We start from the raw sequence: 23,928 nt of genomic DNA on the forward strand, positions 1-23,928 counted from the left end.
GTCCCCACCGGCGGCGCGTGCACGCGTGCAGGGGATTTCCCACCGTCTTCCTGACCTTGGACGATGCCCGGTGCACTGCCTCTGACCTGGAGAAACGCCGGCCCGGGCGGGTGGCTCCCGAGGGCGGGCGAGGGGGCGTCGTGGGGGTAGGGTCGAAGGTCCCCCGACCCTGCTGCGGAAGGCGCGTGGAGTGACGAAGCCGTTCACACACCTGCATGTTCACACCCAGTACTCGCTGCTGGACGGTGCGGCACGGCTGAAGGACATGTTCAAGGCCTGTAACGACATGGGCATGTCGCATATCGCCGTCACGGACCACGGGAACCTGCACGGCGCGTACGACTTCTACCAGCAGGCCACGGGGGCCGGGATCACGCCGATCATCGGGATCGAGGCGTATGTCGCGCCGGAGTCCCGCCGGCACAAGCGCCGTGTGCAGTGGGGCCAGCCGCACCAGAAGCGGGACGACGTCTCCGGCTCCGGCGGTTACACCCACAAGACGATCTGGGCCACCAACAAGACGGGGCTGCACAACCTGTTCCGGCTCTCCTCGGACGCCTACACCGAGGGCTTCTTCGTCAAGTGGCCCCGGATGGACCGGGAGACCATCGCCGCGCACGCCGAGGGGCTGATCGCCTCCACCGGCTGTCCCTCGGGCGAGGTGCAGACCCGGCTGCGGCTCGGTCAGCCGGAGGAGGCGTTGAAGGCCGCCTCCGACTACCGCGACATGTTCGGCAAGGACCGGTACTTCCTGGAGCTGATGGACCACGGCCTCGACATCGAGACCCGGGTCAGGGACGGCCTGTTGGAGATCGGTCGGAAGCTCGGCATCCCGCCGATCGTCACCAACGACTCGCACTACACCTACGAGCACGAGTCGAGCGCGCACGACGCGCTGCTCTGCGTGCAGACCGGCAAGAACCTCTCCGACCCGGACCGCTTCCGGTTCGACGGCAGCGGCTACTACCTGAAGTCGGCCGAGGAGATGTACGCCATCGACTCCTCCGACGCCTGGCAGCAGGGCTGCGCCAACACCATGCTGGTCGCCCAACAGGTCGACACCAGCGACTGGTTCAAGCCCCGCGACCTGATGCCGCGCTTCGACGTGCCCGACGGGCACACCGAGGTCTCCTGGTTCCGCGAGGAGGTGGCGCGGGGCATGGCCCGCCGCTACCCGGGTGGGGTTCCCGAGGACCGGCAGAAGCAGGCCGAGTACGAGATGGACATCATCATCCAGATGGGGTTCCCCGGCTACTTCCTGGTGGTCGCGGACTTCATCATGTGGGCGAAGGCCCAGGGCATCGCGGTCGGCCCAGGGCGCGGCTCGGCCGCCGGCTCGATCGTGTCCTACGCGATGGGCATCACGGACCTCGACCCCCTGGAACACGGGCTGATCTTCGAGCGGTTCCTCAACCCCGAGCGCGTCTCCATGCCCGACGTCGACATCGACTTCGACGAGCGTAGGCGCGGCGAGGTCATCCGGTACGTCACCGAGAAGTACGGCGCGGACAAGGTGTCCATGATCGGCACCTACGGCACCATCAAGGCCAAGGCCGCCATCAAGGACACCTCGCGCGTGCTGGGCTACCCGTACGCGATGGGCGACCGGATCACCAAGGCCATGCCCGCCGACGTGCTCGGCAAGGGCATCCCGCTCTCCGGCATCACCGACAAGTCGCACCCGCGCTACAGCGAGGCGGGCGAGGTCCGGTCGATGTACGAGAACGAGCCGGACGTCAAGAAGGTGATCGACACCGCGCGCGGCCTGGAGGGCCTGGTCCGGCAGATGGGCATGCACGCGGCCGGCGTGATCATGTCCAGCGAGACGCTGGTCGACCACGTGCCGCTCTTCGCGCCGAAGAACGACGGCGTCGTCGTCACCCAGTGGGACTACCCCACCTGTGAGTCGCTCGGCCTGCTGAAGATGGACTTCCTCGGCCTGCGCAACCTCACGATCATGGACGACGCGGTCAAGCTGATCAAGAAGAACAAGGGCATCGACATCAAGTTGCTCGACCTGACGCTCGACGATCCCAAGACCTTCGAACTCCTCGGCCGCGGCGACACGTTGGGCGTCTTCCAGTTCGACGGCGGCCCCATGCGCTCCCTGCTGCGCATGATGAAGCCCACCAACTTCGAGGACATCTCCGCCGTCGGCGCCCTGTACCGGCCTGGCCCGATGGGCATGAACAGCCACATCAACTACGCGCTGCGGAAGAACGGCCAGCAGGAGATCACCCCGATCCACCCGGAGCTCGAGGATCCGCTGAAGGAGGTCCTGGACGTCACCTACGGCCTCATCGTGTACCAGGAGCAGGTGCAGAAGGCAGCCCAGGTGCTCGCCGGCTACTCGCTCGGCCAGGCCGACCTGCTCCGCCGCGCCATGGGCAAGAAGAAGAAGGAGATCCTGGACAAGGAGTTCGTCCCCTTCCAGGCCGGCATGCGCGAGCGGAAGTACTCCGACGGCGCGATCCAGGCCGTGTGGGACGTCCTGGTGCCGTTCTCCGGCTACGCGTTCAACAAGGCGCATTCCTCGGCATATGGCCTTGTCACCTACTGGACGGCATATCTCAAGGCCAATTACCCCGCCGAGTACATGGCCGGTCTGCTCACCTCGGTGCGCGACGACAAGGACAAGATGGCGATCTATCTCAACGAGTGTCGCCGCATGGGGATCAAGGTACTGCCGCCGGACGTCAACGAGTCCGAGGCGTTCTTCACGCCGCGCGGCGACGAAACGATCGTCTTCGGCCTCACCGCGGTGCGAAATGTCGGCCAGAACGTGGTGGACTCCGTGGTCGCCACCCGGAAGAGCAAGGGGAAGTACGGTTCCTTTCCCGACTTCCTTGACAAGGTCGATGCCGTGGTCTGCAACAAGCGCACCGTGGAATCGCTGATCAAGGCCGGCGCCTACGACGCTCTGAACCACACCAGGAAGGGCCTGACCGCACACTTCGAGACCATGATCGACAACGTGGTCCAGGTGAAGCGCAAGGAGGCCGAGGGCCAGTTCGACCTGTTCGGCGGCATGAGCGACGACAGCGCCGACGACGGTCCGGGATTCGGCCTCGACGTGGTCTTCTCCGAGGAGGAGTGGGAGAAGACCTATCTCCTCGCCCAGGAGCGGGAGATGCTGGGGCTCTACGTCTCCGACCACCCGCTGTTCGGCATCGAGCACGTGCTTGACGAGAAGGCGGACGCGGCGATCTCCGCGCTCAACGGCGGCGACTACCCGGACGGGGCGGTGGTCACCATCGGCGGGATCATCTCGGGTCTACAGCGGAAGATGACCAAGCAGGGCAACCCCTGGGCCATCGCCACCGTCGAGGACCTCGGCGGCTCGCTCGACTGCATGTTCTTCCCCGCCAGCTACCAGCTCGTCTCCACCCAACTCGTCGAGGACGCCGTCGTCTTCGTCAAGGGCCGCCTCGACAAGCGCGAGGACGTCCCGCGCCTGATGGCCATGGAACTCCAGGTCCCCGACCTCTCCGAGGCGTCCGCCGACTCGCTGGTCACCATCACCATCCCCGCCGTGAAGGTCACGCCGCCGCTGGTGGCCAGGCTCGGCGAGGTGCTCGGCCAGCACCGCGGCCCCGCCGAGGTGCGGGTCAAACTCCAGAGCGCCCGGGGCACGACCGTGCTCCGGCTCGACCGCCACCGGGTACAGGCGGATCCGGCGCTCTTCGGCGATCTCAAAGCACTCCTGGGGCCGACCTGCTTGGCGGGATAATGGCGTGCGTTTTACCTTAACGGGGCATTCCCGGGTCTACCTTCGGTGATGAGCGAATCTCCGTTAGGGGGTGGGCCGAGTGGATGCCCGAATGATAGAGAAGGCCGTTTTCCTGGTGCGAGAAGCGCATGCTTCTCGGGAGACGGCCGTGCACGCCCTGCTGGAATACTTCCCTGGTTCCGCATTCGAGGACCGACTTCGGTGCGTGCACGAGGCATGGGACATCGTGCACTGCGGCGCACCGCCCGTCCCCGCCTATTCGGCTCGTTCGGAGGTCTCCGACGCCCGCTATTTCGCGGCGGCGCACGAGCGGCACGCCTTCACGGATTAGTCGCGAGGCGTCGGGCACCATCACGGATTAACCGAGGCGCGGCCGCGGCGGCGGCTCGCGTACCGGAGGGCGCATCCCCCGAGTCGGGGGGTGCGCCCTCGCTCGTTCACCGGCACGCCGCGCGGCGGCGTCAGTCGCGGCCGAACCCTCAGTTGTGGCCGAACTTCTTCTCGCGCTTGCGGATCTTCGGCTGGTCCGTCGTCGAGTCCGACGCCGACGGGCCCTGCCCGGAACCCGATCCGGAGCTCGACCGCTCCGGTCGCCGGGCGTCCTGCTGCTGCCGCCGGTCGCGGTTCTTGTTCTTGGCCATGAGCGCCTCCAGGCTGGGACAGACGGAAACGTCGGTGGGACCGCGGACCCGCGACCAGATTCGCACGGCGCACCATACTTCGCATTCCGGACGGGGTCTCCGACGGATTCGCCACGCCGAAGATCGAGTTGGCGCAGATAACGACGGTCCTGTCGGGCAGACTCAAGGCGGGCAGACTGAAGAAGACACTTCTGTGAACGTGTCGGTGAGCGAGGTGCAACGTGGACCGCTGCGTCGTTCTGGTAGATGCCGGGTATCTGCTGGGCGCCGCCGCCAGCCTGCTCGCGGGCGAACCGGCCCGCCCACGCATCGCCGTCGACCACGCCGCCCTGATCCAGGCGCTCCGCGAGCGTGCGGAGGCCGACACGGGCCGTGAGCTGCTGCGGATCTACTGGTTCGACGGCGCCCCCGACCGGGTGCCCCAGCCCGAGCACCGCAGGCTCCGGGTGATGCCCCGCGTCACCGTCCGCCTCGGTGCCCTCACCCGCAGCGACGGCCGTTGGGCGCAGAAGGGCGTCGACGCCGCCATGCACGCCGAACTCACCGAGCTGGCCCGCAACCGCGCCTGCGCCGACATCGTCCTCGTCACCGGCGACGGCGACCTGCTGCCCGGGCTGATGTCCGCCAAGGAGCACGGCGTCGCCGTCCACCTGTGGGCCGTCCAGGCCGCCGACGGCGACTACAACCAGTCGGAGGACCTGGTCGCCGAGGCCGACGAGCGCCGGGTCCTGGACCGCGCCTGGATCACCCGCGCCGTCCGCGTCAACGACGCGCCCACCGTCGACACCGCGCACCACGCCCCCCGGCCCGAGATCGCCGCCATCCTCGCCGCCCCGCTGCCGGAGGGCGCGGGCCAGGCCGGCGAGCCGTCCCGGCGGCCCAGGGTGGTCGCCGCCAAGAACGGCACGGCCCCCGCCGAGGGCGACGAGGACTGTCCGCCCGCCCAGCGCGAGCCCGTCACCGCCCCGGGGCCCGGCGGCAAGGCCGTCCCCACCCCCAAGGACCTCGCCTCCCTCGGCCGCCCGCTCCCCACCCCGCCGCCCGGCGGCGCGCCGACCACCGCCACCCTGCGCTGGTCCTCCGACCGCGGCTGGGTCGACCGCGGCTCACCGGACGAGGCCCCCGAGACGGCCGCCCTGCCGATGCTCTCCCAGCTCACCACCGCCGAGCAGCGCTGGGCCGACCGCGAGGAGGACATCACCGCCGTCAGCGGCGACCCCTTCGAGGTCGGCCAGGTCTTCGCCCGCCGCTGGGCCGAGCGGCTGGTCTCGACCGGCCACCTCGACCGGCTCTCCACCGAGTACCCGCGCATCCCGCACCGCATCGACGGCGAACTCCTGCGCTACGCCGCCAGGTTCGGGCTGCTGGCGCACAAGGACGACCAGATCGACGAGCAGGACAGGTACGCGATCCGGGCCGGTTTCTGGCGTGAGGTCGACCTCAGGACGGGCGTCGAACGCGCCTCCTGAGCCGGGGGGCGCGTCCCGCGGATCCACCGCGCCGCGTAGGCTCGTGGACCGTGGCCTCATCTACCGCACGGGCCGAGGCCCGAACCCCCGCACCGCGACGCGCCCCAGCCAAGGCCGCGTTGACCGTGCGCGGACTGGTCAAGACCTACCCGGCCACCCGCTGCGGCCGGCGCCTCAGGCGGGCCGCCAAGGCCGAGCCGCCGCCGGTCGTGGCCAGCGACGGCATCGACCTCGACGTGGCCCGCGGCGAGATCTTCGGCCTGCTCGGCCCCAACGGCGCCGGCAAGACCACCCTGGTTCGGCAGCTCACCGGGCTGCTCCGACCCGACGCCGGCACGGTCACGCTGCTCGGCCACGACCTCCTCCGCCACCCGGGGCACGCCGCCAGGCTGCTCGCCTACCTCGGCCAGGAGTCCACCGCCCTCGACGAGTTGACCGTCTCCCTCGCCGTCGAGACCACCGGCCGGCTCCGCGGCCTCGACACGGCCGCCGCCCGTCGGGAGCGGGACGCCGTGCTCGACGAACTCGACCTCGCGCCGCTCGCCGGCCGCCCGCTGAAGCGGCTCTCCGGCGGCCAGCGGCGGCTCGCCTGCGTGGCCGCCGCGCTCGCCGGCCACCGGCCGGTGCTGGTGCTCGACGAGCCGACCGCCGGCATGGACCCGGTCGCGCGCCGCGCCGTCTGGTCCGCGCTCGACCGCCGCCGCGAGCGGCACGGCACGACGGTGCTGCTCGTCACCCACAACGTCACGGAGGCCGAGACCGTCCTCGACCGGGTCGCGGTCCTCGACGCCGGCCGCGTCATCGCCTGCGACACCCCCGCCGGGCTGCGGGCCCTGGTCGGCACCGAGGTGCGGCTCGAACTCGTCTGGCGCGACGAGCCGCCGCTGCGGATCCCGGCCATCGCGGCGGCCGCGACGGGCGCCGCGACGGGCGCCGCGACGGGCGCCGCCGGCGTCTCGGGGCGGCGCTGGACCCTCCGCCTTCCGCAGGACGACGCGCGGGCGCTGGTCGCCACGCTCACGCAGGGGCCGGCCTTCGCCGCCCTGGAGGACTTCACGCTGACGACGCCGAGCCTGGAGGACGTCTACCTGTCGCTGGGTGGGAGGGGGGAGGGGTTGTTCCGTGCGTGACGCTGCGCGCGGGGCGTGTGGGGGGTTGGTTCTCCCCCGCCCACCCACCCCCTCGGCGCGGCTGCGCCGCGGCCCAGGCCTGCGAGGCCACTTCGTGGCCGGCCTGCGGCCTCGCCGGCCGCAGGCCGGCGGCGCCATCCGCCTGCGCGGAGCGCCCGGCCGGCCGGGCCGATGGCCCTGGCCCGGTGGCTGCTCCGGCGTGGCCGGCCGCAGGCCGGCAGTGTGGTTCGCCGCAAAGCCGCGCTGGAAAGGGCGGGTGGGTGGGGGAGAACCCCTGCGCCCCGGTTTCCCGCGGCTGCGCCGGCGTGGCCGGCGGCGCGATCCGCTTGCGCGGAGCGCCCGGCCGGTCGGGCCGGTGGCTCCGGCCCGGCGCTGCTCCGGCGTGGCCGGCCGCAGGCCGGCAGTGTGGTTCGGCGCGAAGCGGCGCTGGTGGGCGCGGAGCGCCGGGCCGGTCGGCTCGGTGGTTGCACGGCTGCGCCGGCGCGGGGCGCCCGGCCGCAGGCCGGCGGTGCTGGGGCACCCGCAGGGTGCTGGAAAGGGCGGGTGGGTGGGGGAGAACCTTCGCACCCGAGTCCCCCGCGGCCGCGCAGCGGCCCGGCCGGCCGCAGGCGGGCAGTGCGCTCCGCTCAGCTGGTCGGGCCGGTGGCCCCGGCCGGAGGCCGGCGGTGCGGTTCGCCCGCGAAGCGCTCAGCTGGTCGGCGCGGGGCGCCCGGCCGCAGGCCGGCGGTGCTGGAAGGGGTGGGGGAAAGCCCGTCGGCCGCAGGCCGGGGGCGGGCAGCCGCCCGTGGGAAGAGGGAACCGTGACGTGTGGATGGAGGTTCGTTGATGGTCGGTGGTGGTGAGGCCGCCGTCGCGTTGGCGCCGCGGGTCGCGGTGTGGGGGGCGTTGGGGGCCGTGTACCGGGCGCAGTTGTCGCGGGCGCGGGTGGCGCGGATTCCGTTGTTGTTCGTGGCGACGTTCCAGTCCGTCGGGATCATGGTCCTGATGCGCGGCGTCGTCGACGGCGGCGGGGACGAGGCGCGGGCCGTAGTCGCGGGGTCGGCCGTGCTCGTCGTGGCCTTCGTGGCGCTCAACCTGCTCGCCCAGTACTTCGGGCACCTCAGGGCCGCAGGCGGGCTCGACCACTACGCCACGCTGCCGGTGCCGGGCGCCGCCGTCGCGCTGGGGACGGCCGCCGCGTACGCGTCGTTCACCGTGCCGGGGGTCCTCGTGACCGCCGTCGTCGGGGCCCTGCTCTACCAGCTGCCGCTCGGCGGCCTCTGGGTGGCGTTGGCCGTCGTGCCGCTGGCCGGGGCCGCGCTCGCCGGGCTCGGGGCCGCGCTCGGGCTGCTCGCGCCCCGGGCCGAGCTGGCGACGCTCTGCGGCCAGCTCGGCATGTCCGCGGCGCTGCTGCTCGGCGTGCTGCCCGAGGCCCGGCTGCCGGAGCCGGCCCGCTGGCTGCGGGAGCTGCTGCCGTCCAGCTACGGCGTGGACGCGCTGGCCGCCGCGCTCGGGCCGCGTCCCGACTGGGGGTCGGTGGCCGCCAACCTCACCGTCTGCGCCGTCGTCGGCGCCGTCGCGCTCGCGCTCGCGACCTGGGCGTATCGCCGGGCCGCGGTGCGTTGAACCGTTGAACCGCTCAGTCGTTCATAGGGCCGAACGGCCGTCCCGTGGCCCGAACATCCGGCCGGACCTGGCAGGATGACGGGGTGACCGCACCCGAGCCAGCACCGGAACCGCGTCCCGCCGCGCACGTCGGCCACGACCCGTGGGCGGCGCCCCAGCCGGCCGCCCCGGCCGAGCCGGCCGGGCGGCACTGGGGTCGGGAGATACGCCTGGCGCTGCTGGTCGCGCTGCCCGTCGCGGCGCTCGCCGGACCGCTGCTCGGCTTCCTCTGGCTGTGGCGGGCGCCCAGGGTGCCGCTCGTCGCCAGCGGCAACGACGTGATCCTCGCCGACCCCGAGGGCCAGCAGGCCTTCGCCGCGGACGGCACCTTCCTGCTGATCGGGCTCGCCGTCGGCGCCGTCGCGGGGCTGCTCGTCTTCCTGCTGCGCCGCCGCGACGGGGTGGCCTCCGTGCTCGGGCTGGCCGCCGGAGCCCTGGGCGGCTCGTTCGTCGCCTGGCGGATCGGCGTCTGGCTCGGCCCCCAGCAGGACCTGGCGGCCCACGCCCGCGCGGCCGGTTCCGCCGTCTTCGACGCCCCCCTCGACCTCGGCGCCCGCGGCGTGCTGCTGGGCCTGCCGTTCGCCGCGATCGGCGTCCACCTGCTCTGCATGGCCGCCTGGGGCCCGCGCGATCCGCGTCCGGTGCCGACCGAGTTCCCCCGATGGGGTGAAGCGACCGGCGAGGCGACGCACTAGTCGACGCGCTAGTCCCGCGCGATCGCCGCGCTGACCGCCCCGGTCAGCCGCACCAGGTCGGCCGGGGCCAGCTCGATCTCCAGGCCGCGCCGGCCGGCCGACACGAACAGCGACGCGAGGTCGTCGGCCGAGGCGTCCACCGCCGTCCGCAGCCGGCGCCGCTGGCCGAGCGGTGAGATCCCGCCCCGCACATAGCCGGTGGCGCGCTCGGCGGCCGCCGGGTCGGCCATCGCCGCCCGCTTCCCGCCGAGCGCCGCCGCGAGCGCCTTCAGGCCGAGCGAGCGCGACACCGGCACCACCGCCACCACGAGCTCGCCGTCCACCTCGGCGAGCAGCGTCTTGAAGACCCGCTCGGGCGCCACCCCGAGCGCGCGGACCGCCTCCTCGCCGTAGGAGAGCGCGGAGGCCGGGTCGTGCTCGTAGGAGTGCAGCGTGAACGACACGCCCGCCCTGGTCGCGGCCACCGTCGCGGGGGTGCCGCCGGCGCCCTGCTGCTTCTTCCTCCCCATCGCTGGCCTCAGTTCAGGCTCGTCGGCCGGACCGTGAACTCCGCGCCAGGCACCGAGGGCAGCCGCGCGATCACCGACGTCTCCTGCCGCAGGATCCGCAGCTCCTCGGCGAGCCGGGTCGCCGTGTCCTTGGCCTGGAGCAGCCGTTGCTTGTCCGCCGTGTAGAGCATCGTGGCCGCCGCCACCAGGTAGGAGACCACCGAGGGATCCTCCGGCAGCTCCTGCCGCGGCCCGAGCGTCCGCTCGTTGGCGCCGGCCAGCACCTTCTGGTAGCCGCGGAACGCCCGCAGCACCCCCGAGGCCAGCGCGCCCGCGCCCTCGCCGGCGACCTCCTCCAACGGCTCGACCTCGGCCGTCAGGTAAGGCCCGCTCGCGTCCACCGACACCAGCCGGAACCTGGTGGTGCCGGTGGCCAGCACCTCGAAGCCCTCGGCCGAAGGCCGTGGCCTGATCGTCGACGCGTCCGCCACGCAGCCCACGTCGTGGAAGGAACGCATCGGATCCTCCGGGTCGAAGCCGTCGGCCGGGCCGCGCTCGGGGCGCTCGCCCTCCTCGGGCAGCCCGAGACCGCTCCGCGACGCCTCGCGGCCGTCCCTGATGGCGACCACCGCGAACGGCCGCGGCCCCTCCTCCGGCAGCTCGGACAGGTCGCTCATCATGGCGCGATAGCGCGCCTCGAAGACGTTGAGCGGCAGCACCAACCCGGGGAACAGCACGGTGTTCAGCGGGAAGAGCGGCAGGCGCGTGGTCGTCACGACCGGCCAGCCTATCGGCTGCGCCGCCGGCCGCTACCTGGCCAGGTCCCGTCCGGCCCGCATGGTGCGCCCACATCGTGAACTGCACGGCCGCCCCGTTCCGGCCGTCTGCGAGACTGGGAACCGTGCTGAACCGAATCGATCTGCGGGACATGCCGTCCTCCCCGGACGGGATCGACCGCGACCTGCTGCCGCGCGCCGAGCTCGACGTCGAGGCCGCCCTGGAGAAGGTGCGGCCCATCTGCGAGAACGTGCGGCATCACGGCACGGCGGCGCTGATCGAGTACGCGCGGCGGTTCGATGGCGTCACCATCGACCGGGTCCGGGTGCCCGTCGAGGAGCTCGACCGGGCGCTGGCCGCCCTCGACCCGGCCGTCAGGGCGGCCCTCGAGGAGTCCATCAGGCGGGCCAGGCTCGTCCACCGCGAGCAGCGGCGGGCCGACTCCACCGTCCGCGTCGTGCCCGGCGGCACCGTCACCGAGCGCTGGGTGCCCGTCGAGCGGGTCGGCCTCTACGTGCCAGGCGGCCGCGCCGTCTACCCCTCGTCCGTCGTCATGAACGTGGTGCCGGCCCAGGAGGCGGGCGTCGGCTCGCTCGCCGTCGCCTCACCGCCGCAGGCCGACCACGGCGGCCTGCCACACCCCACCATCCTGGCCGCCTGCGCCCTGCTCGGCGTCACCGAGGTGCACGCCGCCGGCGGCGCCCAGGCCATCGCGATGTTCGCCTACGGCACCGAGGAGTGCCGCCCCGCCCGGCTGGTCACCGGCCCGGGCAACGTCTACGTCGCCGCCGCCAAGCGGCTGCTGCGCGGCGTCATCGGCATCGACGCCGAGGCGGGGCCCACCGAGATCGCCGTCCTCGCCGACGACAGCGCCGACCCCAGGCTCGTCGCCGCCGACCTGATCAGCCAGGCCGAGCACGACGTGCTGGCCGCCGCCGTGCTGGTCACCCCGTCCGTCGCGCTCGCCGACGCGGTGGACGCCGAGCTGCGCCGCCAGGTGCCGGCCGCCAAGCACCAGGAGCGGATCACCGAGGCGCTCACCGGCCGGCAGTCGGGCATCGCCCTGGTGGCCGACCTCGACCAGGGTCTCGCCGTCGTCGACGCCTACGCCGCCGAGCACCTGGAGATCATGACCGAGGACGCGGCCGCCGTCGCCGCCCGGGTGCGGAACGCGGGCGCCGTCTTCGTCGGCCCCTACGCGCCCGTCTCGCTCGGCGACTACTGCGCCGGCTCGAACCACGTCCTGCCCACCGGGGGCTGCGCCTGCCACTCCTCCGGGCTTTCCGTACAGTCGTTCCTGCGTGGCATCCACGTCGTGGACTACGACCGCGAGGCGCTGGCCGGCGTCGCCCACCACGTGGTGGCCCTCGCCGAGGCGGAGGACCTGCCGGCCCACGGCTCGGCGGTCAGCGTCCGCTTCGAGGGTCCGGCAGGCGCGGCAGGCGCGGCAGGCAGCGAAGCAGAGCGAGAGCGGAAGGGGCCCCAGAGCACGTGACCCGCATCGACGACCTCCCCGTCCGCGACGAGCTGCGCGGCAAGTCCCCGTACGGCGCCCCGCAGCTCGACGTCCCGGTGCGGCTCAACGTCAACGAGAGCCCGTACCCGATGCCGGAGCAGCTGGTGCGGCGCATCGCCGAGCGCGTCTCGGACGCCGCCCGCACCCTCAACCGCTACCCCGACCGGGACGCGGTGGTGCTGCGCACCCAGCTCGCCGACTACCTCACCCGCACCACGGGGCACCCGCTCGGGCCCAACCAGGTCTGGGCGGCCAACGGCTCCAACGAGATCCTCCAGCAACTGCTCCAGGCGTTCGGCGGCCCCGGCCGCACCGCCCTCGGCTTCGACCCCTCCTACTCGATGCACCCGCTGATCTCCCGGGGCACCGGCACCGGCTGGATCTCCGGGCCGCGCACCGCCGAGTTCGACATCGACACCGAGGCCGCCGTCGCCGCCATCCACGAGCACCGGCCCGACGTCGTCTTCGTCTGCTCGCCCAACAACCCGACCGGCACCGCCGTCTCGCCCGAGACGGTGCTCGCGCTGTACGAGGCGGCGCAGGCCGCCAGGGGCGGTCCCGGCGCGCTGGTCGTGGTGGACGAGGCGTACGCCGAGTTCAGCCACCGGCCCTCGCTGCTCCCGCTGATCGAGGGCCGGCCGACGCTGGTGATCAGCCGCACCATGTCCAAGGCGTTCGGCGCCGCCGGGCTGCGGCTCGGCTACCTCGCCGCCGATCCGGCCGTGGTGGACGCCGTCCAGCTGGTCAGGCTGCCGTACCACCTGTCGGCGGTCAGCCAGGCCACCGCGCACGCCGCGCTGGAGTTCTCCGACACGCTGCTCGGCTACGTCGAGGAGCTCAAGGCCGAGCGGGACCGGCTGGTCGTCGAGCTGCGGGTGCTGGGCTGCGAGGTCACCGAGTCCGACGCCAACTTCGTGCAGTTCGGCCGGTTCGCCGACCCGCACGACGTCTGGCAGCGGCTGCTCGACCACGGGGTGCTGGTGCGGGACAACGGTGTGCCGGGGCGGCTGCGCGTCACCGCCGGCACCCGTCAGGAGAACGACGCGTTTCTCGACGCGGTTCGAGCCGTGATGAAGGAGAACAACGAATGACCCGCGTGGGTCGCGTGGAACGCACCACCAAGGAGACCTCGGTCAAGGTCGAGATCGATCTCGACGGCACCGGGAAGGTCGACGTTTCGACCGGAGTCGGCTTCTTCGACCACATGCTCGACCAGCTCGGCCGGCACGGCCTGTTCGACCTCACCGTCACCACCGAGGGCGACCTGCACATCGACAGCCACCACACCATCGAGGACACGGCGCTCGCGCTGGGCGCCGCGTTCCGCGAGGCGCTGGGCGACAAGCGGGGCATCGTCCGGTTCGCCGACGCCTCGGTGCCGCTCGACGAGTCCCTCGCCCAGGTGACCGTCGACCTCTCGGGCCGCCCCTACCTGGTGCACCGCGAGCCGGAGAACATGGCGCCGATGATCGGCTCCTACGACACCACCATGACCCGGCACATCCTGGAGTCGTTCGTCGCCCAGGCCCAGATCGCGCTGCACGTCCACGTGCCGTACGGGCGCAACGCGCACCACATCGTGGAGTGCCAGTTCAAGGCCCTGGCCAGGGCGCTGCGCTACGCCAGCGAGATCGACCCCAGGCAGCCGGGGATCCCGTCCACCAAGGGGGCGTTGTGAGCGACGCACACGCGGCTGCCGGGCCGAGGATCCACACGATGGCGGAGCCGTGCCGCGTGGGCGGAGAAGCGAACGGAGGGGCGCTGTGAACGGGGTGTCGACCGTCCTGATCATCGTCGGGCTCTTCCTGCTCGGCGGGGTGATCTCGTTCCTCAAGCAGGGCCTGCCCAGGGGCGTGATCGTGCTGCTCGGCAGCAGCAGCGCGCTCTGCCTGCTGGCCGGCGTGCTCAGGCTGGGGTGATCCGATGACCGCGACAGCCACGAAGAAGGTCGTGGTCTTCGACTACGGCTTCGGCAACGTCCGTTCGGCCGAGCGCGCCGTCGCACGGGCCGGCGCCGACGTCGAGATCACCCGCGACTACGACACCGCGATGAACGCCGACGGCCTGCTGGTCCCGGGCGTCGGCGCCTTCGCCGCCTGCATCGACGGGCTGCGCGCGGCCCGCGGCGACTGGGTCGTCGGCCGTCGACTCGCCGGCGGCCGGCCGGTGTTGGGCATCTGCGTCGGCATGCAGATCCTCTTCGCCCGCGGCATCGAGCACGGCGTGGAGAGCGAGGGCCTCGACGAGTGGCCGGGCACGGTGGGCCCGCTGCACGCCGAGATAGTGCCGCACATGGGCTGGAACACCGTCGAAGCCCCCGCCGACTCCGCGCTGTTCGCCGGCCTCTCCGCCGAGGACCGCTTCTACTTCGTGCACTCCTACGCCGTGCACGACTGGGAGCTGTCGACCCACCACCAGGCGCAGGCCGCGCCCCTGGTCAGCTGGGCGACCCACGGTGAGCGGTTCGTGGCCGCCGTGGAGAACGGCCCGCTGTGGGCGACGCAGTTCCACCCGGAGAAGTCCGGCGACGCCGGCGCCCGCCTCCTCACCAACTGGATCGAGACACTGTAGATGCCCGTCATGCCCACGCTTGAGCTTCTTCCCGCCGTCGACGTCCGCGAAGGACAGGCCGTCCGCCTGGTGCACGGCGTCTCCGGCACCGAGACGTCCTACGGCGACCCGCTCACCGCGGCCCTCGCCTGGCAGGCGGCCGGCGCCGAGTGGCTGCACCTGGTCGACCTGGACGCCGCGTTCGGCACCGGCGACAACCGGGAACGCATCGCCGAGGTCACCCGCACCATGGACATCAAGGTCGAGCTGTCCGGCGGCATCAGGGACGACGCGTCGCTGGCCGCCGCGCTGGCCACCGGCTGCACCCGGGTCAACCTCGGCACCGCGGCCCTGGAGTCGCCCGAGTGGGTCGCCAAGGTCATCGCCGAGCACGGCGACCGGATCGCGGTCGGCCTCGACGTGCGCGGCACCACGCTGCGCGGCCGCGGCTGGACGCGGGACGGCGGCGACCTGTTCGAGACGCTGGCCCGGCTGAACGCCGAGGGCTGCGCCCGCTACGTCGTCACCGACATCAACAAGGACGGCACCCTCCAGGGCCCCAACGTCGAGCTGCTGCGCTCCGTCTGCGCCGCCACGGAGCGTCCGGTGGTGGCCTCCGGTGGCGTCTCCTCGCTGGACGACCTGCGGGCGCTGGCCGCCCTGGTGCCGGAGGGCGTCGAGGGCGCCATCGTCGGCAAGGCCCTGTACGCCCGCGCCTTCACGCTCGAGGAGGCGCTGGCGGTGGTCTCCGGCGGAGAGGTCGCCGCATGAGTCTTGCCGTACGGGTCATTCCCTGCCTCGACGTGGACGGCGGCAGGGTCGTCAAGGGCGTCAACTTCGAGAACCTGCGGGACGCGGGCGATCCGGTGGAGATGGCGCAGATCTACGACGCCGAGGGCGCCGACGAGCTGACGTTCCTCGACATCACGGCCTCCTCTGGCAACCGGGAGACCACCTACGACGTGGTGCGCCGCACCGCCGAGCAGGTCTTCATCCCGCTGACGGTGGGCGGTGGCGTGCGGACGGTCGAGGACGTCGACCGGCTGCTGCGGGCCGGCGCCGACAAGGTCGGCGTCAACACCGCGGCGATCGCCCGCCCCGAGCTGATCAGGGAGATCGCCGAGCGCTTCGGCCGCCAGGTGCTGGTCCTCTCGGTGGACGCCAGGCGCTGCCCCGAGGGCACCAGCACGCCGTCCGGCTTCGAGGTCACCACGCACGGCGGCCGCCGCGGCACCGGCCTCGACGCGGTCGAATGGGCGCATCAGGCGGCCGAGTTGGGCGCTGGCGAGATCCTGCTCAACTCGATGGACGCGGACGGCACCAAGGACGGCTACGACACCTCGATGATCGCGGCGGTCCGCAAGCACGTCACGATCCCGGTGATCGCCTCGGGCGGCGCGGGCCGGCTCGGGCACTTCCCGCCGGCCATCGAGGCGGGCGCGGACGCGGTGCTCGCCGCGTCGGTCTTCCACTTCGGCGATCTGCGGATCGGCGAGGTCAAGGGCGCCCTGCGGGAGGCCGGTCACCCGGTGCGCTGACGTCGGTCGAGCCGATCGGGGCGGCCGGGCCGGCCGGGGCGGCCGGCGGCGGTCGCCAGTCGGCGATGCCGTCCAGGGTGCGCAGGGCGGCGGTCGGGCCGAGCAGTCGGGCCGCCGCGAACATCAGTGTCCTGGCCGTGACGGCGGGCCGCGATCGCCACCTGGTGAGCGCCGCGATCCGCGCCGAGCGGCGCGCCACCATGTCGGTGCGGGCCAGCCGTTGCCCGGTGTATCCCGCCAACTCCCCGGCGGCGGTGGCGAGTCCGGCGAGCACCACGGCGTCCTCGATGGCCTGGCAGCCGCCCTGGCCGAGGTTGGGCGTCATGGGGTGTGCCGCGTCGCCGAGCAGCGCCACCCGGCCGCGGTGGAGGGCGGGCAGCGGCGCGGCCAGGGTGTGGACGTCGCCGCGCAGCACGGCCCCGGGGGCGACGGCGTCGAGGAGTCGCGGCACCGGCTGGTGCCAGTCGCCGAACAGCCGCCGCAGCTCGGCCCGTTCGTCGTCGGGGGCGGGTTCTCCCGGCGGGGTGACGGCAGTGGCGTAGCAGTAGACCCGGCCGCCGGCGAGCGGGGTGGTGCCCCAGAGCCGGCCGCGCCCCCAGGTCTCGTGCGGTTCGTAGCCCCCGGGCGGCGCGGCCGCGACGAACCGCCAGGCGGTGAAGCCGGCGTAGGCGAGTCCTGGGTGGTCGGGGAAGAGCGTCGCGCGGGTGCGGGAGTGGATGCCGTCCGCCGCCACCACCAGCTCGGCCCGCGCGGTCGTCCCGTCGGCGGTGCTGACCTCCGCCGGCGCGCCGCCCGGGGCACCCGGCGCGACGCCGGTGACGGTGGTGCCGGTGCGGATGGTGCCCTCCGGCAGCGCGTCGACCAGCAGGTGGACGAGTTCGGCGCGGTGGGCAAGCACCACCGGGCCGCCGAAGCGGGCGGCCGCGGCCTCGCCGGTGGTCCGCCACACCCATCTGCCGCGCGGGGTGCGGAGCCCGCCCGTGCCGGAGAAGGCCGCCAACGCGCGCACGGCGTCGCCGAGTTCGAGGACGTCGAGCGCGCGTTGGGCGTTCGGGGCGACGGCGATGCCGGCGCCCACCGGTTCGAGCGCCGGGGCCCGTTCGAGGACGGTGACCCGCCAGCCGCGGCGGTGCAGCGCGACGGCCGTGGTGAGCCCGCCGATGCCGGCGCCGACGACGATGGCGCGGGGGAGGGGCATGGTGTCCTCCGAGAGACGCTTGGAAACTACAAGTGTAGTCCCGCCCGGTCCCCCGCGCACTACGGCCGTAGTGGCCGCGGTCGTGTCGTCAGCCCAGCATGGCCTCGATCAGGTCGGCGGCCCGCTCGGTGCCACCCTCGGCCCGCGCCTCCGCCCTGAGGCGGGCCGAGCGGCGAGCCACCTCGGGGTCGTCGACGAGCTCGGTCAGCGCGGCCCGCAGCGCCTCGGCCGTGGCGTCCTCGGTGTCGACGCGGCGGGCCACGCCCAGCTCCACGAGCCGGTCCGCGTTCATGAACTGGTCGACGGCCTGCGGCACCGCGATCATCGGCACGCCCGCGTACAGGCCCTCGCTGCTGCCGCCCATCCCGGCGTGGGTGACGAACGCGTCGGCCTGCTCCAGGATCGCCAACTGCGGCAACCAGGCGTGGACTTCGACGTTGGACGGGATCTCGCCGAGCTCGCTCGGGTCGGTGTGTCGCCCGATCCCCAGCACGACGTGCCAGCCGGGGAGGTTCCCGAAGGCCGCCAGGCACCGCCGGTAGAACTCCACCTGCCTGGTGAACGCCGAGCCGAGCGAGATCAGCAGCACCCGCTCCGCGTCGGCCGGGCGGGTCCAGGTGTCCCTGGCCGTCCTGGCCCCGAAGCAGGGGCCGACGAACGTCACCGTCCCGGTGTCGACCCGCTCCCCGTGCGGCTGCATCGCCCGGGGGATGAGGGCGATGGAACGATCCGGGCGCCTGGAGAACTCCTCCATGTCGGTGGTGGTCGCCCCGCAGCCGGCCAGCCACTCGGTCAACCGGGCGCGGAGCGCGTCGCCGCCGGGCAGCGCCAGGAGCGGCTCCGCCACCTCCTTGTCGTAGCCCTCCCAGGCCACGTAGGTCGGCGACAGCTGGAGGTACGGGCGGCCCTGCGCCTCGGCGATGGCGCGCGCCGCGTAGGTGCCGATGTCGTACAGGTAGAGGTCCGCCGGGTCGGCGTCGTAGAAGGCGCGCAGCCGCGGGTGGGCCTGGATGGAGTCCTCCACGAAGACGCGCATCGCGGCGATGGGGTCGTCGGGCCAGTCGTTGTCGGCGACCGGCAGGGTGGTCGGGTAGGGGACGAGCTCGGCGCCCGTCTCCACGATCCGGTCGGCGACCTGGGTGATGGCCGGGTCGTTGGCGTAGGTCACCCGGTGGCCGCGGGCCACCAGCTCGCGGATCACCTCCAGGCCGGGCAGGACGTGGCTGACGGCCGGGATGCCGATCATGGCGATATGGGCACGAGTCCGTGCTGACATGGGGGATCACTCGTTTCAGTTCTACGGCGTGGAAAGGGAACGCCAAGCCGGGGCGCCACGTTGCGGGGCGCCCGCGCGACTCGCGGGACGGGGCCGGGCACTGGGCCCGGGCCGCGTCAGCCGTAGATCAGCTGCATGAACTGCATGTCGGCACCCTAACCCGCGCCGGCCGCGCCGCGCACCCGGGTTGTGGGCGGTAGGTTCTGCCGGGTGAGCACGGCAAGGATCGACGTCATCGCCGACGCCGCACTCGGGCTGCTGGCCGAGCGCGGCTCCCGGGGCCTGACCCACCGCGCGGTCGACGAGGCGGCCGGGCTGCCGCCCGGCTCCACCTCCAACCGGGCCCGCACCAGATCAGCGCTGCTCGAACTCGCCGTGCGGCGGCTGGCCGTCCGCGAGGCGGCACACGCCGGCCCCGAAGGGCCGGGGTCCCTCGCCGACCTGTTGGCCCGCGCGGTCCACACGTCGATCACCGACGGCCGCGAACTGACCAGGGCCCGCTTCGAGTTGGCCCTGGAGGCCACCCGGCGCGCCGAACTGCGCGCCGCCTACGACGCCGCCGGCCGTGGATTCCGCGACCTGCTGACCGCCGCGCTCTCCGCGCTCGGCGCCCCGGACCCCGGCCGCCAGGCCCGCTCCCTCGCCGCCTGGTGCGAGGGCGTCCAGTTCCGCTTCGTCGCGGGCGCGGAGTCCGGCGATCCACCGACCGAGGCCGAACTGCGAGCGGACCTCGGGGAGTTGCTCGCTGGCATGCTGGAGGCCGAGCGGCGCTGAGCCCGCCCGGCTCACGAGCTCCGGCTCTCCGGTTGGATCGCCCGCTGGAGCAGCCCCTGCAGCACGGCCTTCTCCTCCCGCGACAGCCCGCCCAACGGCGAGTCCTCGGCGAGCAGTTCGAGCAGACGCTCCCGCAACCCGGTGCCGTTGGCCGTGAGGACCAGCCACTTGGCGCGGCGGTCGGTGGGGTGGGGGCGGCGCTCGAGCAGGCCCCGCCCCTCCAACTTGTCCACGACGAAGGTGGCGTTGGACGGCTCGCAGGTCATGCGCTCCGCGAGCTCGCTGACCGTCATCGGCCCGCTGAGCTCGCGCAGCGCGACGGCCTGCGGCGCCGTGAGCCCCAGCCGGCCGGCACGCAGGCGCAGATGCTCCGCGATCTGCTGCGCCATCCCGGTCACCAGGCCACACAACTGCCGATCCGCGCCGGCGCGCGTCTCCTGGCTTTGGTCGCTCATGCGAACATTCTATCCCTAACATGAAAATTGTAAGCTTGAACGTTTCTAGCTTGATGCTTTACGGTCGGTGCCATGGACCTCTTGAACGAACGACTGCGTAGGCCCGCGATCATCCGATCGCTGCACCTCGGCGAGACCACGGTGACCTATGTACCGGACGGCGTGTGCCGGCTCACGCCGACCGGCTGGTTCCCCACGAGCATCGAGGAGGGCTGGGCCGCCGACTCCGGATACCTGGACGAGTCCGGCTGCGTGGTGTCCGGCATCGGCGCCCTGCTGGTGGAGCGCGAGGGCCGCGCCCTGCTGATCGACGCCGGCTTCGGCCCGTTCTCCGACCCGACAATCCCGGAGCCGGTCACTGAGATCATCGGCGGCGCGCTCCTCGACAACCTGGCCCGACTCGGCCGTGCGCCGGCGGACATCGAGGCCGTCGCCTTCACCCACCTCCACATTGACCACATCGGCTGGGCCTGGCTCCCCGCCCCAGGCGGCGACCGCCCCCCGTTCGCGCACGCACCCTACCTGGTGTCCGAGCGGGAGTGGACCCAGCGCGACCACCTGGAACCGGCCGGCACCACCCGGGAGATGCTCGACGCGATGGCGCCGTACGTCCGCACCATCTCGGACGGCGACGAGATCTTCCCCGACGTCCACGCCCGGCTCTCGGTCGGCCACACTCCAGGCCACGTCACCTACGTCATCACCTCGGCCGACCGCCGGCTGATCGTCTTCGGCGACGCGATGCACACCCCGGTCCAGATCAACCACCCCGAATGGCACGCGGCCCCCGACCATGACACCGCCGAGTCCACCGAGGCCCGCCGCCAACTCGTCGCCGAACTCCAGCAGCCCGACACCATCGGCTTCGGCGTCCACTTCGCCGACGTCCCCTTCGGCCACATCCGCCAGGACGGCGACCGGCTGGCCTGGGACCCGGTCGATCAGTGACGGTCCGGCCGCGCGAGTCTGTGTACATTTCCCCGCATGACCGACTCGCTCTCCATCCGTGAACTCCCGTGTCGCCTTGCCGAAGTCGTGGCCAAGGCGGAGCAGGGCGATCCGACGGTGCTGACCCGCGACGGGGTACCGGTCGCCGCAATGGTGCCCGTGGAAGCCTTCCACGCCCTGGAGGCGGCGGCCGACGAACTCCTCGCCCGCGAGGCGGCTCGCGTGCTGGGGGAGGAGGGTGCGGGACCGACCTACACGATGGCCCAGGTCGTGGCCGACCTCATGAGCGAGGTTCAGCCACGCACCAGGTGATCGAGGAGCGACCTGAGTTCGGCGTCCGTGCAGCGAAGCGGCTCGGCCTCCGGGCACTTGGAGTCCCCTATGGCCACGCCGCCGGCGATGCGCATCAGTTGTACGCAGTCGCTGCCACTGCCGTTGCTGTAGGAGGATTTCATCCACCGGCCGTTGAGGGGAGCGGAGTAGAGGTCGTTCCTCGGGTGCTTCATGTGAGCTCTCCTTCGATCTCTGCGACGCGGTGGAGCGTTTCCCGCTTGCTGAGTGCGTGCCCCGCGAGGTCGGCGAACTTGCGTCGCGCCCGCCGTACGTGCGCGGGATCGTCGGAGAGCGTCTCACCGCTGATGGTTTCCTGCGAGACCACACTGTGGTTGCCCGTTCCGGGGAAGTCGAGCACGGTGAAGGGCGAGGCGTGGATGCTGGGTGCACCGGTGGAATGCGGCACCATCCGTAGGCTGATGTGGAGTTGCTGTGCCAGCTCGCGCAGTCGCCGAAGCTGTCGTCGCATGACCTCCGGCCCGCCGACCACCGCACGCAGGGCTGATTCCAGGCACACCACGTCAAGCGAGACGGGGTTGCGGCGGCTGAGGATCGCCTGCCGCCGCAGTCTGGCTTCGACGAACACCTCGCGGCGCTCCGCGCTCTCCTGCCTCTGGCCGAAGGCGGCGATGGCTTCGACGTACTCCCTGGTCTGCAACAGGCCTGGAATGTAGGTCCCGGAGCTGTGGGAGATGCGTTCGGCCGCATCCTCGACATAGAAGTACCGGTGGGAGTCGCCCCGGAAGAGGTCCCGGAACGGAGACTGTTCCCACCAGGCGCGCCCGTACGACCTGCCGTGTTCGATCTTGGCCTTGATGGCCGCGCGTTCCTCGACGGTCGCCCGGTAGAGCCGTGCGAGGGTGCGGAGTTGATGGTCGGTGGGGAACGCCTTCCCGCGCTCGATCTTGCTGATCGTGTAGCGGGTGACGTCCAACCGCACGGCGGCGTCGTCCTGGCGCAGGCCGGCTCGTACCCGTAGCTGCTGAAGGTTCTCGCCCACGTCGCGCATGGCGAAGATGGCGTTGGTATTCACGGTGGCGGTCACGGGTCTCCCCTCCCGGTCGCATCCTCGACGGCACGGCCAGCGTACCTCTCTGTCAGGCAGCGACCACCTGCTGTAACTCTTTCGAGCGATCTCGGGTCGCCTTCTCTTGCGCGTGGATGGTCACGTGACCAACGCTCGTGCGGTAGACGAAGGGGGCTGTGATGCGGGAACTCCAGCTGGACCAACGCACGTTCCGCTGGGTCTTGACGGCACGAGCGGCGGAGATCGAGCACTGGCGCCGGATCGTGAGCGACGTGCTGCTGGCTTGGGGCGCGGAGCCTCTGCCGTCGAGTTGGCACGGCTCGGTGTCTCGGAGCTGCTGTCCAACGTGGTCAAGCACGTGGAGAGCCAGCGGTGTCACCTCACGGTGACCAGGAACGGTGACGAGGCGCTCGTGCGGGTCTTCGACCGCTCGCCGCACCTACCCGTCATCGACGAGCCGGCCTGGGACGCCGAGTCGGGGCGGGGCCTGTGGATGTTGCGCGAGATGGCGCCGCGGTTCGGCTACGAGGTCGGCCGCTCCAGGAAGGGCAAGTGCATCTGGTTCGCCTGCGGGCTCAAGGGCTACGAATGACAGCCGGGGACGCCGCAGCTGCCGCAGTTCGGATCGCCGTAGCACGTGGATCAGCTCGGGGGTGTGGCGCCAACTTCCAACTGCTGCTCGATCTCCGCGGCCGGGAACGGCGTCTGCTTGCTCTCGGTGAACAGACGGCTGAAGAAGGAGTCCATGACGACGGTAGGACGTGCGTGCCGGTCGATGATGGCCGTGATCTCGGGTGGGATGTCGCCGGGCCGCCGGCCCGCGATCCAGTCGTGGAGGAAGACTTCGCGTTCCGTGTCACCTCGCACGCCGTCGAGCACGTGGTATTGGAGCAGGTGGCTCGCGGTGTAGCAGCGGTCGTACGCGAGGTGGTTCGAGAGGAAGTCGGACTCGTCCGCCGAAAGGTCGAAGCGGGAGCTCAGGGCAAGTCCGAAGTCGGCGAAGTAGAGCTGCCGGCCATCGGTCAGGAGGTTGGCGAAGTGAGCATCGAAGTGGACAAGTCCGCGAGAACTCATGAAGGAAGAGCCACTTATCAGAGCTTCCTCCACCCAGCGGAAGAGTGAGCCGTCTCCGCCTTCCGGCACGGGGTTCTTGCGGTGGTCGGCCAGCCATTCGGCGAGTGTGTGCGGCACGTGCTCCAAGAAGACCACCAGGCTGTGCGAGGACTGGCCGATGGCCTCCAGCCGGTTACGAACGGCAGGTGCTCCCTCCCAGTGAGCGACGGCCCCCTCCAGGCCCCCGAACTCGTCGGTGAACCCCTCGGGAGGGGAGTCAGGAAGAACCCGCCAGTGGTACATCAGGGGGAATCCTGTGTACTCAGCGCCGAGAACCCAGTTCGTTGTCATGGTGTGCATGGCAAGCTCCCGCCAGGCGCCGAACCCGGCCGAGCCCACCCCATACTGGTAGAACATCGGCAGTTCGAAGACGTTCGCCGTCGACCGCACGTTCTCCGGGCGCAATTCGATGTCCGTCAAAGGGATCCGCTTGACGAAGACGCGCGTTCCGTTGATGTCCAGCTCTGCCGACCTGCCGCCGATGCCCGATCCGAGTGGGGCAGCGGCTGTCACGACCTCCCCGAGCCGGTGGTCGCTCAGCAGGGAGAGCTGAGTGCTCACGGTCCCGTAACCAGCCAGGCGCGTGGCGCGTGGCGGATCCTGGTCCAGCATCGACTGCTCCTCGG

Annotated in this window: 26 protein-coding genes; 17 read left to right on the forward strand and 9 right to left on the reverse strand. The window is 72.1% G+C overall.

Annotated features, from left to right (window positions below; translation table 11 throughout):
- The first annotated feature begins 190 nt into the window (after positions 1 to 190).
- Together dnaE and ACYVPE_RS01145 are read left to right on the forward strand one after the other, a co-directional pair.
- Positions 191 to 3,730, forward strand: coding sequence for a DNA polymerase III subunit alpha (dnaE, locus tag ACYVPE_RS01140; RefSeq protein WP_461031417.1), 3,540 nt, complete (start codon positions 191 to 193; stop codon positions 3,728 to 3,730).
- A gap of 91 nt (positions 3,731 to 3,821) precedes the next feature.
- Positions 3,822 to 4,061 carry a hypothetical protein gene (locus ACYVPE_RS01145; RefSeq protein ID WP_461031418.1) on the forward strand — a complete coding sequence of 80 codons (240 nt, stop codon included), beginning with the start codon at positions 3,822 to 3,824 and terminating at the stop codon, positions 4,059 to 4,061.
- A 148-nt stretch (positions 4,062 to 4,209) separates the two neighbouring features.
- Here ACYVPE_RS01145 and ACYVPE_RS01150 read toward each other — a convergent pair whose 3' ends face one another.
- Positions 4,210 to 4,371, reverse strand: a complete 162-nt coding sequence (locus tag ACYVPE_RS01150; RefSeq protein WP_461031419.1) for a hypothetical protein — start codon at positions 4,369 to 4,371, stop codon at positions 4,210 to 4,212.
- Between the two features lie 221 nt (positions 4,372 to 4,592).
- Between ACYVPE_RS01150 and ACYVPE_RS01155 the strand changes: the two genes are divergently transcribed.
- The 4 genes from ACYVPE_RS01155 to ACYVPE_RS01170 all read left to right on the forward strand — a co-directional run bounded on the left by ACYVPE_RS01155 (position 4,593) and on the right by ACYVPE_RS01170 (position 9,309).
- A complete protein-coding gene (locus tag ACYVPE_RS01155) occupies positions 4,593 to 5,840 on the forward strand; it encodes an NYN domain-containing protein (RefSeq protein ID WP_461031420.1) in 1,248 nt (415 codons plus the stop codon).
- Between the two features lie 119 nt (positions 5,841 to 5,959).
- Positions 5,960 to 6,970: an ABC transporter ATP-binding protein gene (locus ACYVPE_RS01160; RefSeq protein WP_461031421.1), complete on the forward strand. Its 1,011-nt coding sequence runs from the start codon at positions 5,960 to 5,962 to the stop codon at positions 6,968 to 6,970.
- Positions 6,971 to 7,795: 825 nt separating this feature from the next.
- Entirely contained in the window at positions 7,796 to 8,575 is a 780-nt protein-coding gene (locus ACYVPE_RS01165) for an ABC transporter permease (RefSeq protein ID WP_461031422.1), read from the forward strand.
- 83 nt (positions 8,576 to 8,658) lie between these two features.
- Complete coding sequence (locus ACYVPE_RS01170; protein WP_461031423.1) at positions 8,659 to 9,309, forward strand: ABC transporter permease; 651 nt, start codon at positions 8,659 to 8,661, stop codon at positions 9,307 to 9,309.
- 8 nt (positions 9,310 to 9,317) lie between these two features.
- Here the strand turns inward: ACYVPE_RS01170 and ybaK are convergent, their stop codons facing one another.
- Both ybaK and ACYVPE_RS01180 read right to left on the reverse strand, forming a co-directional pair.
- Positions 9,318 to 9,818 carry a Cys-tRNA(Pro) deacylase gene (gene ybaK, locus ACYVPE_RS01175; RefSeq protein WP_461031424.1) on the reverse strand — a complete coding sequence of 167 codons (501 nt, stop codon included), beginning with the start codon at positions 9,816 to 9,818 and terminating at the stop codon, positions 9,318 to 9,320.
- Positions 9,819 to 9,826: 8 nt separating this feature from the next.
- The gene (locus ACYVPE_RS01180) at positions 9,827 to 10,573 is read right to left on the reverse strand and encodes an LON peptidase substrate-binding domain-containing protein (protein WP_461031425.1); all 747 of its coding nucleotides are present in this window, start codon (positions 10,571 to 10,573) and stop codon (positions 9,827 to 9,829) included.
- 125 nt (positions 10,574 to 10,698) lie between these two features.
- On the opposite strand from ACYVPE_RS01180, the gene hisD reads away from it, so the two are divergent.
- The 7 genes from hisD (at position 10,699) to hisF (ending at position 16,178) form a co-directional block, all read left to right on the forward strand.
- Positions 10,699 to 12,069, forward strand: coding sequence for a histidinol dehydrogenase (gene hisD, locus ACYVPE_RS01185; RefSeq protein WP_461031426.1), 1,371 nt, complete (start codon positions 10,699 to 10,701; stop codon positions 12,067 to 12,069).
- The gene (locus tag ACYVPE_RS01190) at positions 12,066 to 13,181 is read left to right on the forward strand and encodes a histidinol-phosphate transaminase (protein ID WP_461031427.1); all 1,116 of its coding nucleotides are present in this window, start codon (positions 12,066 to 12,068) and stop codon (positions 13,179 to 13,181) included. The genes hisD and ACYVPE_RS01190 overlap by 4 nt, the downstream gene beginning before the upstream one ends.
- A complete protein-coding gene (gene hisB, locus ACYVPE_RS01195; protein ID WP_461031428.1) occupies positions 13,178 to 13,768 on the forward strand; it encodes an imidazoleglycerol-phosphate dehydratase HisB in 591 nt (196 codons plus the stop codon). The genes ACYVPE_RS01190 and hisB overlap by 4 nt, the downstream gene beginning before the upstream one ends.
- Before the next feature lie 85 nt (positions 13,769 to 13,853).
- Complete coding sequence (locus ACYVPE_RS01200) at positions 13,854 to 14,009, forward strand: hypothetical protein (RefSeq protein ID WP_461031429.1); 156 nt, start codon at positions 13,854 to 13,856, stop codon at positions 14,007 to 14,009.
- Positions 14,010 to 14,013: 4 nt separating this feature from the next.
- Complete coding sequence (hisH, locus tag ACYVPE_RS01205) at positions 14,014 to 14,661, forward strand: imidazole glycerol phosphate synthase subunit HisH (RefSeq protein WP_461031430.1); 648 nt, start codon at positions 14,014 to 14,016, stop codon at positions 14,659 to 14,661.
- Between the two features lie 9 nt (positions 14,662 to 14,670).
- Positions 14,671 to 15,411, forward strand: coding sequence for a bifunctional 1-(5-phosphoribosyl)-5-((5-phosphoribosylamino)methylideneamino)imidazole-4-carboxamide isomerase/phosphoribosylanthranilate isomerase PriA (priA, locus tag ACYVPE_RS01210; protein ID WP_461031431.1), 741 nt, complete (start codon positions 14,671 to 14,673; stop codon positions 15,409 to 15,411).
- The gene (hisF, locus tag ACYVPE_RS01215; RefSeq protein WP_461031432.1) at positions 15,408 to 16,178 is read left to right on the forward strand and encodes an imidazole glycerol phosphate synthase subunit HisF; all 771 of its coding nucleotides are present in this window, start codon (positions 15,408 to 15,410) and stop codon (positions 16,176 to 16,178) included. Before priA ends, hisF begins: the two co-directional genes overlap by 4 nt.
- On the opposite strand, the gene ACYVPE_RS01220 is transcribed toward hisF, so the two are convergent.
- Both ACYVPE_RS01220 and ACYVPE_RS01225 read right to left on the reverse strand, forming a co-directional pair.
- Positions 16,138 to 17,376 carry an FAD-dependent oxidoreductase gene (locus ACYVPE_RS01220; RefSeq protein ID WP_461031433.1) on the reverse strand — a complete coding sequence of 413 codons (1,239 nt, stop codon included), beginning with the start codon at positions 17,374 to 17,376 and terminating at the stop codon, positions 16,138 to 16,140. The two genes, hisF and ACYVPE_RS01220, sit on opposite strands and share 41 nt — an antisense overlap.
- 88 nt (positions 17,377 to 17,464) lie before the next feature.
- Positions 17,465 to 18,652 (reverse strand): macrolide family glycosyltransferase, encoded by a 1,188-nt coding sequence (locus ACYVPE_RS01225; RefSeq protein ID WP_461031434.1) that lies wholly within the window; start codon positions 18,650 to 18,652, stop codon positions 17,465 to 17,467.
- A 210-nt stretch (positions 18,653 to 18,862) separates the two neighbouring features.
- Between ACYVPE_RS01225 and ACYVPE_RS01230 the strand changes: the two genes are divergently transcribed.
- Entirely contained in the window at positions 18,863 to 19,426 is a 564-nt protein-coding gene (locus ACYVPE_RS01230) for a TetR/AcrR family transcriptional regulator (RefSeq protein ID WP_461031435.1), read from the forward strand.
- Positions 19,427 to 19,437: 11 nt separating this feature from the next.
- Here ACYVPE_RS01230 and ACYVPE_RS01235 read toward each other — a convergent pair whose 3' ends face one another.
- Positions 19,438 to 19,881, reverse strand: a complete 444-nt coding sequence (locus ACYVPE_RS01235; RefSeq protein WP_461031436.1) for a MarR family winged helix-turn-helix transcriptional regulator — start codon at positions 19,879 to 19,881, stop codon at positions 19,438 to 19,440.
- Between the two features lie 72 nt (positions 19,882 to 19,953).
- On the opposite strand from ACYVPE_RS01235, the gene ACYVPE_RS01240 reads away from it, so the two are divergent.
- Positions 19,954 to 20,829, forward strand: coding sequence for an MBL fold metallo-hydrolase (locus ACYVPE_RS01240; RefSeq protein WP_461031437.1), 876 nt, complete (start codon positions 19,954 to 19,956; stop codon positions 20,827 to 20,829).
- Positions 20,830 to 20,865: 36 nt separating this feature from the next.
- Positions 20,866 to 21,141: a type II toxin-antitoxin system Phd/YefM family antitoxin gene (locus tag ACYVPE_RS01245; protein ID WP_461031438.1), complete on the forward strand. Its 276-nt coding sequence runs from the start codon at positions 20,866 to 20,868 to the stop codon at positions 21,139 to 21,141.
- Here ACYVPE_RS01245 and ACYVPE_RS01250 read toward each other — a convergent pair.
- Both ACYVPE_RS01250 and ACYVPE_RS01255 read right to left on the reverse strand, forming a co-directional pair.
- Positions 21,123 to 21,335, reverse strand: coding sequence for a DUF397 domain-containing protein (locus ACYVPE_RS01250; protein WP_461031439.1), 213 nt, complete (start codon positions 21,333 to 21,335; stop codon positions 21,123 to 21,125). The two genes, ACYVPE_RS01245 and ACYVPE_RS01250, sit on opposite strands and share 19 nt — an antisense overlap.
- Positions 21,332 to 22,207 carry a helix-turn-helix domain-containing protein gene (locus ACYVPE_RS01255; protein WP_461031440.1) on the reverse strand — a complete coding sequence of 292 codons (876 nt, stop codon included), beginning with the start codon at positions 22,205 to 22,207 and terminating at the stop codon, positions 21,332 to 21,334. The genes ACYVPE_RS01250 and ACYVPE_RS01255 overlap by 4 nt, the downstream gene beginning before the upstream one ends.
- A gap of 292 nt (positions 22,208 to 22,499) precedes the next feature.
- Here ACYVPE_RS01255 and ACYVPE_RS01260 point away from each other — a divergent pair, with 292 nt between their 5' ends.
- A complete protein-coding gene (locus ACYVPE_RS01260; protein ID WP_461031441.1) occupies positions 22,500 to 22,781 on the forward strand; it encodes an ATP-binding protein in 282 nt (93 codons plus the stop codon).
- A 50-nt stretch (positions 22,782 to 22,831) separates the two neighbouring features.
- On the opposite strand, the gene ACYVPE_RS01265 is transcribed toward ACYVPE_RS01260, so the two are convergent.
- On the reverse strand, positions 22,832 to 23,914 hold the full coding sequence (locus tag ACYVPE_RS01265; RefSeq protein WP_461031582.1) for a protein kinase family protein: 1,083 nt from the start codon (positions 23,912 to 23,914) through the stop codon (positions 22,832 to 22,834).
- Positions 23,915 to 23,928: the final 14 nt, after the last annotated feature.

The organism is Streptomyces mayteni (genome assembly GCF_054783955.1).